At 39.9% G+C, this 12254-nt stretch carries 9 protein-coding genes and 1 tRNA gene; 3 read left to right on the top strand and 7 right to left on the bottom strand.

Annotated features, from left to right (window positions below; genetic code table 11):
- Nucleotides 1-30 precede the first annotated feature (30 nt).
- The 4 genes from ACT3RM_RS14535 to ACT3RM_RS14550 all read right to left on the bottom strand — a co-directional run bounded on the left by ACT3RM_RS14535 (nt 31) and on the right by ACT3RM_RS14550 (nt 3668).
- A tRNA-Ser gene (locus tag ACT3RM_RS14535) sits at nt 31-121 on the bottom strand.
- Between the two features lie 75 nt (nt 122-196).
- Nucleotides 197-574, bottom strand: a complete 378-nt coding sequence (locus tag ACT3RM_RS14540) for a hypothetical protein (RefSeq protein ID WP_441835401.1) — start codon at nt 572-574, stop codon at nt 197-199.
- Nucleotides 575-777: 203 nt separating this feature from the next.
- Complete coding sequence (locus ACT3RM_RS14545) at nt 778-1326, bottom strand: NAD(P)H nitroreductase (protein ID WP_441835386.1); 549 nt, start codon at nt 1324-1326, stop codon at nt 778-780.
- A gap of 380 nt (nt 1327-1706) precedes the next feature.
- Nucleotides 1707-3668 (bottom strand): oxidoreductase, encoded by a 1962-nt coding sequence (locus ACT3RM_RS14550; protein ID WP_441835387.1) that lies wholly within the window; start codon nt 3666-3668, stop codon nt 1707-1709.
- A gap of 220 nt (nt 3669-3888) precedes the next feature.
- Here ACT3RM_RS14550 and sppA point away from each other — a divergent pair, with 220 nt between their 5' ends.
- Together sppA and ansA are read left to right on the top strand one after the other, a co-directional pair.
- The gene (sppA, locus tag ACT3RM_RS14555; RefSeq protein WP_441835388.1) at nt 3889-5754 is read left to right on the top strand and encodes a signal peptide peptidase SppA; all 1866 of its coding nucleotides are present in this window, start codon (nt 3889-3891) and stop codon (nt 5752-5754) included.
- Nucleotides 5755-5825: 71 nt separating this feature from the next.
- Entirely contained in the window at nt 5826-6836 is a 1011-nt protein-coding gene (ansA, locus tag ACT3RM_RS14560) for an asparaginase (protein WP_441835389.1), read from the top strand.
- Nucleotides 6837-6919: 83 nt separating this feature from the next.
- Here the strand turns inward: ansA and gndA are convergent, their stop codons facing one another.
- Entirely contained in the window at nt 6920-8293 is a 1374-nt protein-coding gene (gene gndA / locus ACT3RM_RS14565) for an NADP-dependent phosphogluconate dehydrogenase (RefSeq protein WP_441835390.1), read from the bottom strand.
- Between the two features lie 394 nt (nt 8294-8687).
- On the opposite strand from gndA, the gene pyk reads away from it, so the two are divergent.
- Nucleotides 8688-10124, top strand: coding sequence for a pyruvate kinase (gene pyk, locus ACT3RM_RS14570; protein WP_441835391.1), 1437 nt, complete (start codon nt 8688-8690; stop codon nt 10122-10124).
- Nucleotides 10125-10238: 114 nt separating this feature from the next.
- Here the strand turns inward: pyk and ACT3RM_RS14575 are convergent, their stop codons facing one another.
- Together ACT3RM_RS14575 and ACT3RM_RS14580 are read right to left on the bottom strand one after the other, a co-directional pair.
- Nucleotides 10239-11063, bottom strand: a complete 825-nt coding sequence (locus tag ACT3RM_RS14575; RefSeq protein WP_441835392.1) for a LytR/AlgR family response regulator transcription factor — start codon at nt 11061-11063, stop codon at nt 10239-10241.
- Nucleotides 11050-12132, bottom strand: a complete 1083-nt coding sequence (locus tag ACT3RM_RS14580; protein ID WP_441835393.1) for a sensor histidine kinase — start codon at nt 12130-12132, stop codon at nt 11050-11052. The genes ACT3RM_RS14575 and ACT3RM_RS14580 overlap by 14 nt, the downstream gene beginning before the upstream one ends.
- Between the last annotated feature and the right edge of the window lie 122 nt (nt 12133-12254).

A 12254-nucleotide genomic window follows, 5' to 3' on the forward strand; every position in this document is an offset into this window, starting at 1 on the left:
AACCGCCAATAAGGCGGTTTCTTTAAATGATGGTGGAGAGATAGGGATTTGAACCCTAGAGGGGCTATAAACCCCTGCCGGTTTTCAAGACCGGTGCATTCGGCCACTCTGCCATCTCTCCGTACGGCGCGAATGATAGTGTTTAAGGAAGTTGTTGTAAACCCCTAAAAGACAATTAAGATAAAATTGCTGATTATTAGTAATATTGCTTAGGTCTTTTAGCTATCCATGAGCAAATCAAACAAACTAATAAACTAAATGTAGTAAAACTGATTGCTTGAAAGATCACATCAAACTTATTTAAATCATCGCTTGGTATAATAACCAATACAAATGCTGGTAGTACACTAACTAAAGAAACATAAAGACATACCTTAAATGCACGACCAAAATCAAAGCGTTTTGTACGCTGCATCCACAAAGTAAGTAATCCCAGTACACCAAACGCTGATATCGCAATAAAGTGTGGTGTTTTAGTACTCATAGCAATATAGAGTGTAATCACAGCACCGACCATGCCCCATAATGACCATGCCCACCACTTCTCTTTTTCTTGTAAAAATAAATTGCCCATCATTCTCGTCTTCTTTATCGTTTTTTTTATAAGACTTCCCATACACTAACAAAAAACAACCGATTAAAAAACAAACTGAAGAAGAATTATTTACCACTGCATCCTAGCGCTTCTTACAGCATTAAGCGTTAACTTATAAAAAATAACACTGCCAACCTTAATGCCGTCTGACTACTGAAAAGCTCAATAGTTCACTATTGTGATCACAAAGAGGTAAAAAAGTCACCGACTTGATGACGAGTGGGTTTAGTGCAATCAACCACCGCTGTGCCAAGATATAAATAGCCGACTATTTCATCACATTCAGCCAAGCCAAGCGCCGCTTTAACTCCACTACTTTGAGCAAAGTAGCCGGTACGCCAAATACCATCAAGGCCTTGTGCAAAAGCGGCCTGTTGCATCGTCAGTACGCTGCAACCAGCGCTTTGTACTTGCTCTATACGCGGTACTTTTGGATGTTCTTGGTATTTAGCTATCGCGATAATGACCATAGGTGCTCTATGTGGCAAGTCTTTAGCCCGATTTATCACTTTTTCAGGCTGTTGCTCATCAACCGCGCTTTGATAAAAAATTTCACCAAGGCGATCACGACCTTCATCTTCAACAATAATAAACTGCCAAGGAGATAAACCACCATGATCGGGGACTTTTAAAGCAGCTTGTTTAATAATGGCTAATTGCTCCTCACTTGGACCAGGAAAAGAAAGCTTAGCTGTGGATTGACGGGTTAATAAAAGCTCGATAGCGTCCATAAAATTACTCTGAAGAAAAAACATTAGCATAACATCAATTATAAACGGTAGAAATCGTCGCTTAAAAAGGCAAGATTAATTTTGATACGAAACGCTAGCAATAGAAAAAATAACAGCCTGAAAAGATTATTATTGCTTTCATACACGCATTTAGCTGATGTAAATTGTATCTAAACAACAAGCATGTTTGCTTGATGAGCTTTAGAGGCGAACCTATAGGCATATAGTTCGTCACCTATAAGCTGCCCATACGTTACTCATCATTTATTTCTATTCATTAAACCAACTTTTAGTATTCAATAACTTACCCAAGCCTTTTAGAAGGCATAAGAAACGAGCCTCAACCTAGGCTAAGCTGATTAATTTAATAAATAGTTGCATTATATTGCTCTTGCGACTTGTAATGCTTCAAATATGGCTCGCTTAGCGTCAATAGCTGAAGCAAGCTTTGCACCACCTATAACGTATACGTTTGCTTTTCCTTGACTTGAAGCGATGATTTCATCGTTTGAAACTTGCCCAATACAGGCAATGACGGTATCAACGTTAAGTACTTTATGTTCGCCCGCTATTTTAATGGTTAAACCATTGTTATCAAATGACAAATATTCGCATTCAGCTATTTGGTTTACACCATGTTGCTTTGCAATTCGTCTATGTATCCAGCCGGTTGTTTTACCTAAACCACCACCAAAACGCCCTGCACTTCGTTTTAGCATATAGATTGTTCGAGGGTCTTTAACAGGGTTAGCTGGCTGCTCAATGCCCCATTGGGTTTTAAATTGTTCGATGGATTGGTTTTTATGTTCAGTTAGATAAGCCACCATATCAAAGCCAATCCCGCCAGCTCCCAGTATAGCGATTGATTGCCCAAGCTCAACGTCACCCCGAATAACCTCATCATAAGCCAATACCCGTTTGCCGTCAGAGCAAGCTATATTCGCTTCTCGAGGACGCACACCACTTGCAAAAACAACATCATTAAAATGACTTAACATATCATCTTGATAAGCTTTACCAAGCTCAACGGTGACTCCTAGACGTTTTAATTCATTCGTGTAATAAAGTAAAGTATGAATAAAATCTTCTTTACCCGGAATTTGCATAGCAAGATTAAACTGCCCCCCCATTTGCATCTTTTTATCTATCAAGGTTACTTTATGACCTTTTTGTGCAAGATAGCAACTTGCTGAAAGCCCCGCAGGACCGGCGCCCACCACTAATACACTTTTAGTTTTATGCGCTTGTTCAAGCGGATAATCAAGCTCATAACCTGCTTGCGGATTCACCAAACAAGTAGCTCTTTTGCCTTTAAATACATGATCTAAACAACCTTGGTTACAACCAATACAAATATTAATTTGTTCAAATTGCTTAGCTTTATATTTATTAAAAAAGTCAGGATCAGCTAATAATGGTCGCGCCATTGAAATCAAATCAGCTTCTTCATCAGCTAAAATTTGATTAGCAATATCGGGTGTATTGATCCGATTAACCGCGATAACTGGCACATTAATCACTGACTTTAGTCGCTTTGATGCTTCTTTATAAGCACCCGGCGGCACCATACTTGCGATAGTTGGTATTCGGGCTTCATGCCAGCCGATGCCGGTGTTGAATATATCAACTCCTGCTTGCTCAAGTGTCTTTGCCTGAATAGTAACGTCATCAGGAGTTGAGCCATCTGGAATTAAATCAATAACAGATAAGCGAAATATAATTAAAAACTCTTTACTGACTTTAGCTCTAACGGCTTTAACTATTTCAACCGCTAGACGCATACGGTTTTCTAAACTGCCACCAAACTCATCATTACGCTTATTAGTATACCCCGCCATAAACTCGTTAATTAAATACCCTTCGGAGCCCATTATCTCAACTCCATCGTAACCGGCTTTTTGTGCCATGCGAGCTGAGTGAGCAAAGTCTTTTATCGTTTTTTTAATACTTGAAAGTGACATCGCTTTTGGCTTATAGGGGTTAATAGGCGCTTTAATGGCACTTGGTGCTTGATTAAATGGGTGATACGCATAACGTCCAGCATGCAATAGTTGCAAGCAAATTTTCCCCCCATGTTGATGCACTACATCAGTGTAAGCCCGATGTTTAAAAACATCGTAATAGTTATTAAACGAAGAAGAAATCGGGGTGAGTTTACCGCGTAAATTAGGACTGTAGCCTCCGGTTATAATCATTCCAGTGCCGCCTTTTGCGCGGGCATCATAAAATGCACGTAAGCGTTTTCGATTATGCCAGCCTTCTTCAAGTCCGGTATGCATTGAGCCCATCACTAAGCGGTTACGTAATTGTGTGTGTTTTAATTCTAATTGTTGTTCTAACATCCTCTGCCCCAACTAACTGGTCTAACCTCTATACATTAGCGAATTTTGCTTGATTGGCAAGTAATAAGCAATAAAAGCCCTGGTAATTTATAATTAAAGTGCAAAATCACCACACAATAAAGTATATAAATACTTAGTTACGATTTAACAGTTAAGTTTTTTTTTATTCTAAGCTACTATGAATACAATGTTTAGGTAGTACCATAATTAAGGAATTATTTTGATTGCAAAGGTATTTAAAGGTTTATGGGCAGGAATTAACTTTTCTCGTCGATTAATATTGAATCTGTTGTTTTTAGTGATCGTGCTTATTATCATCGTTTCAATGTTTAGTGATGGCGATAAAGTTACAGTTGAAAACGGCTCTGTACTTAGGCTCAACTTAAACGGGCCTATTGTTGAAGAAAAAACTTATGTTGACCCGATAGAAGCAGCAATAAACGACGCGACAATGGATAGCGAGGCACCGAGCGAAATATTACTTGATGATATTGTTAAGGTTATCAATAAAGCCGCAAAAGATGACCGTATTACTGTACTGCTTTTAGACTTACAAGAAATGCCTAGTGCGCACCTTAATAAGTTAAAACGCATCACTAAGTCTATTGATAAGTTCAAAGCGACAGGTAAACAAGTCATCGCCAACGGCTATTATTATACCCAAGCACAGTACTATATTGCCGCACATGCCGATGAAGTATCTATGCATCCTTATGGTGGTGTCATGATTGAAGGTTATGGCATGTATCCGCTTTACTTTAAAGACGCTCTAGAAAAATTAGCCGTAACGCAACATATCTTTAGAGTGGGTACATTTAAGTCAGCCGTAGAGCCATTTATTCGTAACGACATGTCTGATGCAGCAAAAGAAGCAAATAGCGTTTGGTTAGGTGCTTTATGGCAAGAATATAAGCAAGATATCGCTCATGTTCGCCCATTTGATGAAACAAATTTTGATGAAACCATGGACGTTTACTTAGCGAAAATGAAAGCGGTTAATGGCGATTCAGGTCAATACGCACTTGATCATCAGTGGGTTGATTCATTAAAATCTAACCAACAAATTCGCCAACAATTAATTAAGCTTGTCGGCACTGAAGAAACCGGTAAAACATTTAAACAAGTGTCGTTTCGTGATTACTTAAGCTTGGTTAAGCCTCCTGTTGTTTTTGATAACCCAATGACTGAAAAAGTAGCTGTTGTTGTTGCTAGAGGCACGATTGTTGATGGCGAACGTAAAGCAGGTGAAATTGGTGGTGACTCAACAGCAGCGTTATTACGTAAAGCCCGCCTTGATGAAAAAGTAAAAGCAGTTGTACTACGTATTGATTCAGGCGGAGGCAGTATGTTTGCCTCAGAAGTTATTCGTGCTGAAGTACTCGCACTTAAAGCTGCTGGTAAGCCTGTCATTGCCTCTATGAGTTCAGTTGCAGCATCAGGTGGCTATTGGATTGCTTCAGCGGCTAACGAAATTTGGGCCGCACCTAGTACGATAACTGGTTCAATCGGCGTATTTGGTAGCTTTATGACCTTTGAAAACACAATGGCAAAACTTGGGGTTTACTCAGACGGTATTGCAACCACAGAAATGTCGGGCTTTTCGATTGCTCGTCCGCTTGATGATAAAATGGCTGAAATAATTCAACTTAGTGTCGAAGATGCCTACCAACGCTTTTTAGAAGTGGTAGGCGATGCCCGAAATATGACGCCAGAGCAAGTAAACAAAATTGCCCAAGGCCGTGTATGGATAGCGTCACAAGCACAAGAGCTTGGTTTAGTCGATAAGTTAGGCGATAAACAAGATGCTATCGACGCAGCCGCTGCTTTAGCTAAATTAGACTTGTTTGAAGTTAAAACGATTAAGCAAACACTGACCCCACAAGAGCAAATGATGCAAGACATTTTTGGCAATGTCTCATTAGGCGCCCTACTTGGCAGCCAGAAAAGTGCTGTTAGCTCGCTTGCAACCCAAGCTAATTTACAAAGCTTAGTTAAGGAGCTTGGCAGCGAGGTTGATAACTTAAAAGACTATAACGACCCGCAAGGTATTTATACCCGTTGCTTAGTCTGTAACGTGGTGCAGTAATCTTTCACTTGATGCTGTAATACATACAACTTAACGTTATACTAAGCCCAGTTTTTTTACTGGGCTTTTTTATGAAACGCAAACGTATTTATATCGCTTATACAGGCGGTACTATTGGCATGAAAAAATCGAGTCGCGGCTACATTCCTGCAAGCGGGTATTTAACCGAAACTGTCGTTAATAACGCTGAGTTTAATCGTGATGAAATGCCTTTATTTGATATACACGAATATGCACCATTAATTGACTCATCTGATATGTCTCCTGCACACTGGCAATTAATTGCAGACGACATTAAAAGTAAATACCAAGATTATGACGGCTTTGTGGTACTACATGGAACTGACACCATGGCATATACTGCATCAGCCTTATCATTCATGTTTGAAAACCTAACTAAACCTGTGATTGTTACCGGCTCACAAATTCCACTATCGCAACTGCGATCTGATGGCCAAGTGAACTTACTCAACGCCATGTACTTGGCTGCGAACTACCCTATTGCAGAAGTCAGCTTATTTTTTAACAATCAGCTTTTCCGCGGTAATCGAGCCACCAAAGCCCATGCTGATGGCTTTAATGCGTTTGCATCGCCAAACCTCGATCCTTTAGCGCTTTCTGGTATTAGTATTCAATTATTAAAAGGCCAATTAAGTCCTTACGTTGAGAATGAGCTACAAGTAACCAACATTACCCCACAGCCAATTGGTGTACTTTATTTATACCCAGGTATCAGTTCACAGGTAGTAAACAGTCTTGTAAACGATAATATTAAAGCACTCGTACTGTTAAGCTTTGGGGTGGGTAATGCGCCACAAGATCCAACCTTTTTAGATATATTATCAAATGCTAGCCAACGTGGAACAGTGATCATCAACCTCACACAATGTTTAAAAGGGCATGTAAATATGGGCGGCTATGCAACGGGCAATGCACTACTTAATATTGGTGTGTTCAGCGGTTACGACATGACTCTAGAAGCTTGCTTAACTAAGCTACATTACTTACTAAGTCAAAATTTAGAAATTGAAGCTATTCGCCATTTAATGCAAGACAACTTACGCGGTGAATTAAGTCGCTAAAGCTTAGCTTCGCGAAGTTTTATTAATTCCAATAAAAAAGGCACGCTAATTAGCGTGCCTTTATACTATTAAACAGTTAGTTCTTAACGAACCTTAGCATCTATCTCAACCAAGTCAGTTAAATGACATGATTCACCATTGTGAATTTTAATGCCATGCTCACCAAAGTAATCTCGCTGAGCCTGTACTAAATGCCCGTTACTCGGTGTTGTTAGCGTAGCTAAATAATTTTGCGTGGCACCTAATACAGGAAAAGCCAAACCAGTCATGACTGCTTGCCCGGTAATTTTGCGAAGTGCTTGCGACTCTTTTTCAAGAGTATCAATAAATTGAACACCCTCTGCAACACTGTCTAAGTAATCTGCTCGAATAATACAGCCTGCGCGCCAAGTCTGTAATGTTTTAGATAAATCTACTTTCCATTGATGAGTACGTGACGCCCCTTTGATAAGCGCTAACCCCTGACGGTAAGCTAATAAACTTGCAAGTGTAAACGCATCTTTAAGTTCATCTAAATCAATATCAACTTTGTTCGTTGATTTAGCCGCATAAGTCATCTCTTGTGCTGCAGTGGTATCACACACATTTGTTAAATGACGCGCCTGTACAGCAGCCACTAATGATGGCACAGCAATACCAAGTTCTAATGCATTTTGCGCAGTCCAAAGACCCGTGCCTTTAGCGCCAACTTTGTTATCAATTAAATCAACCAGTGGAATATTGTTTTTATTTTCAAGTGATAAAATATGGCTAGAAATAGAGAGTAAGTAGCTGTTTAATTGGCCTTCTGCCCATTGATTAAATATCTCAGCAACCTGCTGCGGAGTTCGGCCTGTGCCTATACGCAACAATTGGTACACTTCAGCTATTAATTGCATCAATGAATATTCAATGCCGTTGTGAACCATTTTCACAAAATGGCCGCTAGCTGATTGGCCAACACGTGCAAAACACGACTCGCCATTGTAACTTGCAGCTACTTTTTCAAACCACGGCTCAATACGGCCCCAACCACCTTCAGAACCGCTTGCCATCATGGCAGGTCCAAAACGGGCACCTTCAGCGCCACCAGAAATTCCCATTGTGGCAAATTCAAATTTGTTCTGGTATTTAAGTTTACGCGTAATACCATCTTTATAATTACTATTGCCACAATCAACGATAATATCATTACAATCGACGCCCGCTTCGACTAATTCATTACAAACGCTATCAACTAGCTCGCCTGCAGGAACAAGTAATAAAATAGAGCGCGGTGCTTCTAAACGCCTAACCATGTCTCTTAAGTCAGAAACAATGTGCAGCCTTTCGGCCATACCTTGAGATTTAGCACAACTTAATAATTCTTCACCCGCATGTGGGTTTTTGTCATAAGCGACTAGCGTTATCCCTTTTTCAATCAAGTTTAGGGCAATATTTTTCCCCATAACGCCTAACCCTACTAATGCAACTTGCATTTAGTGTCCTCCTCGGTAACAACTATTTGGTTAGTTAATGAACATATTTTTGCGCAGATTGCACCCAAACAGATTAAAAATTATACTTTGAGCCAGTTTGATGCCACGCTACGTACACTATCTGTACGTAATCTTGGCATTATATCAAACATCCCGAACGTCGTGGCAAAAATTTCAATCTTATGGTTTTAATTACAAGCACATTGACGGCGTCTGACACCGGTGTCATAATGGCAAAATAAGTTTTGTATAAATATTGGTAACTTAAAATTATTAAGTGTTTTATAAAATGACACTTTCCCTTATAAAGTGACTTTCAATTACTTAATTGAAAGTAAGAATAACGAAGATAACCCTCAATCTGCTTACCTAAGTAAGCCTACAGGAGAATTTGATGCTTAGACGCACAAAAATAGTCGCTACACTTGGACCTGCAACCGATCGTGATAACAACCTAGAAAAAATAATCAGTGCTGGTGCAAACGTAGTGCGTTTGAACTTCTCACATGGCGTAGCACAAGATCATAAAGACCGTGCTCAAGCTGTACGTGATATAGCTAATCGACTAGGCAAACACATTGCAATTTTAGCCGATTTACAAGGCCCTAAAATTCGTGTTTCTACCTTTAAAGAAGGCAAAGTAACGCTTGATGTTGGTGCTAAATTCATCCTAGACGCTAAGATGGAAAAAGGCCAAGGCGATGTTAATGCTGTCGGTATTGACTATAAAGAACTGCCACAAGATGTTTATCCTAGCGATCTATTACTTTTAAACGATGGCTTAATTCAATTAATTGTTGAAAAAGTTGAAGGCCACTTAGTGCACACCAGTGTTACTGTTGGTGGCGTTTTATCGAACAATAAAGGTATTAATCGTTTAGGTGGTGGTCTAACGGCCCCTGCCTTCACTGAAAAAGATAAAGAAGACTTAATAACTGCAGCAGAAATTGACGTTGATTATATCGCTGTTTCATTCCCTCGTAGTGGCGATGACATGCGTTATGTCCGCTCACTTGCTGAAGCAGCTGGCTCAAAAGCTCAGCTACTTGCAAAAATTGAACGTGCAGAAGCGGTAGAGACAACTGAAGCCGTCGATGACATCGTACTTGCCTCAGATGCAGTAATGGTTGCCCGTGGTGATTTAGGTGTTGAAATTGGTGATGCCGCATTAATGGGTAAGCAAAAATTAATTATCCGCCGTGCTCGCGCATTAAACCGTACTGTTGTTACTGCAACACAAATGATGGAATCAATGATCGATAACCCAATGCCAACTCGCGCAGAAGTTATGGATGTTGCCAATTCAGTTTTAGATGGTACAGATGCTGTAATGCTTTCTGCTGAAACAGCAGCCGGTGACTACCCAGAAGAAACCGTAGCAACTATGGCACGTGTTTGTTTAGGTGCTGAATCACAAAAAGAGACTCACGTTTCTAAGCACCGCGTAGATAGCCGTTTTTCATCTAATGCAGAGTCTATTGCTCTATCAGCCATGTATGCTGCAAATCACTTAGATTCCGTTAAAGCAATCGTTACGTTAACTGAGTCAGGTAGTACAGCAAAGCTTATGTCACGTATTAGCTCAGGCTTACCTATTTACTCACTGTCACGTCATGCAAGTACGCTGGGTCAAAGCGCCCTTTACCGTGGTGTTTACCCGGTATTTTTTGACTCAACAAAGTGCGAAAAAGACAGTATGGTTAAAGATGCGTTAAACACGTTAGTTGCTGCTGGTTCATTACACTCTGGTGATACCGTTATCATTACTCATGGTGATGCAATGGAAACCGTTGGTGCAACAAATACTATGAAAATTGTTACTGTAGCCTAGGCGACAGATTAACAATAAAAAACGCGAGCAGAGGCTCGCGTTTTTTATTTTAAAAGCGTTACCTTAGCAACATCTATTATTTGACCACTAAAGTTAGTGCTAAATACTCACTTATTAACTAGCTAGCGCTGCTTTAACTTTATCTCGATAGCTGCGACTGACTTTAAGCTCTTGACCATTATCTAACACTAACAAGTACTCACCACTTACCTGCGTGACTAATTTACTAATTTGCTTAGTATTGACAATCGCACTGCGATGTACACGCACAAATAACTGAGGGTCGAGCTCTTGTTCAAGTTCTTTCATCGTTTTGCGTAAAATATGTGTTTGCCCGTCTTGGCAATGAAGGCACATATAATCACCCGCCGCATCAACCCATTGCATCGTCGCTACAGGCACTCGAATAATTTCACCTTGATCTTTAACAGCCAACGATTCTGGGTAACGACGATCTGATAACGTATCACCAGTAGCTAATTTCTTTAAAATTTCTTCACAGTTATTTCCGGTGATCCCGGCAACAAAACTGGCTAGTTTCTTTTTATGGGCATTGTCTTGTTGCGTCTTTAAATAGGTATGCACTTTTTCTACCGCCTGTTTTAGTCTGTCGTCATCGACTGGTTTAAGAATATAATCTAAAGCATGGATCTCAAATGCTTTGACCGCGAATTGGTCAAATGCCGTAACAAACACAATAGCCGGTAATACTCTAATACTCTTGCTTAAAGCACGAGCCACTTCGAAACCATTCATACCCGGCATTTGAATATCTAAGAAAACTAAATCTACATCTCCTGTTTGGCATGCATCTATCGCTTCTTGGCCTGAGCAGCAAAGCTTTACAACTTCGATATCATCAAAATCTTCGAGCCTCACTGCCAAACCTTTTCGTGCTAATGGTTCATCATCAACGACTAGGGCTTTAATTTTGTTCATTTTTCACAGCCTCTTCAAACGGAACTCGAAGGTTCACTTTTAGACCACTTGGCGTGTTGTGCGATAACACAAAAGAATAATTATTTTCATACAAGGTTTTTAAACGATCTTTTGTATTTGCCACACCCACACCTTGTGAGTTAACTAATTGACCATCTTTTAATTCTGTACCTGGACCATTGTCACCTACTTCTAATAAAAGCTCATTAGCAAAAACTTGTGCTTTAATGTCAATCATCCCCCCTTGCGCTAAATGTGCAATGGCGTATTTAATTGAATTTTCAATCAGCGGTTGCAATATTAAGCTCGGTACTAAAGCATTTTTGGCTTTGTCACTCACTTCAATATTAACTTTTAAACGCTCATCAAACCGTACCCGTTCAATTTCAAGGTAAAGCATCAGTGCATGCAGCTCTTGCTCTAGTGGCACTTTCTTTATTGGGTCTGTATTTAAGGTATAGCGTAAAAACTCACTAAGCTTAGACACCATCAAATTAGCATCTTTATTTTCTTTAACCAAGATTAAGGTCGAGATCGCATTGAGTGTATTGAATAAGAAATGAGGATTAAGCTGATAGCGCAGCATTTTTAACTGTGCTTCATGGGCCATTGTAGTCGCTTTTAATGCTTTTTGACGCTCGCTTTGCAACAATTGGTAGTACTTAATACCAAAATACAAACCACTCCAGCATAAAATTATGTAAACTGAATCTAGACCCTGCTGAAAATAATAAAACCATTCGTTTGGTCTGTAGCCATGACGATAAATTTCCCACAGGTTAAATTTTTGAACGACGGACCACAGGGTGCCTGTTGCATACGATGCACTAAATACTACCAGCATCAATACCCATGGTGATGAATTCCACACCTTTCGATACATATAGCGCAGCGGCACGGTCATTAAGCAGCCTGCATACGCATTGAGCACAATTACAAATACGTAAATATCACGCATTTCAAATACTTTTGAGCCAATGTAATTTACCAGTGCATAGCCAATCCACCCCGCTATCTGTAATACCCAGAAAAAACGCTGACGGTTATCGACTAACGATTGCCAATTCAAAATAATCAGTTACCTTAATTGTTTGTCGGTATTATATCGGGTTATTAACGTATTGATCACTACCGCCCACCTTATATTTTAACAAGCTTACCGCAAAGGCGGTCTGATTTTTAAACAGCCAC

This window comes from Pseudoalteromonas sp. AOP7-A1-14, from assembly GCF_052376275.1.
Lineage (GTDB): Bacteria > Pseudomonadota > Gammaproteobacteria > Enterobacterales > Alteromonadaceae > Pseudoalteromonas.

What these genes read in the sequence shown, in the direction of transcription:
- ACT3RM_RS14540 (WP_441835401.1), bottom strand. Translation starts at nt 574, where the DNA reads ATGGGCAATTTATTTTTACAAGAAAAAGAGAAGTGGTGGGCATGGTCA.
- ACT3RM_RS14545 (WP_441835386.1), bottom strand. Translation starts at nt 1,326, where the DNA reads ATGGACGCTATCGAGCTTTTATTAACCCGTCAATCCACAGCTAAGCTT.
- ACT3RM_RS14550 (WP_441835387.1), bottom strand. Translation starts at nt 3,668, where the DNA reads ATGTTAGAACAACAATTAGAATTAAAACACACACAATTACGTAACCGC.
- ansA (WP_441835389.1), top strand. Translation starts at nt 5,826, where the DNA reads ATGAAACGCAAACGTATTTATATCGCTTATACAGGCGGTACTATTGGC.
- gndA (WP_441835390.1), bottom strand. Translation starts at nt 8,293, where the DNA reads ATGCAAGTTGCATTAGTAGGGTTAGGCGTTATGGGGAAAAATATTGCC.
- pyk (WP_441835391.1), top strand. Translation starts at nt 8,688, where the DNA reads ATGCTTAGACGCACAAAAATAGTCGCTACACTTGGACCTGCAACCGAT.
- ACT3RM_RS14575 (WP_441835392.1), bottom strand. Translation starts at nt 11,063, where the DNA reads ATGAACAAAATTAAAGCCCTAGTCGTTGATGATGAACCATTAGCACGA.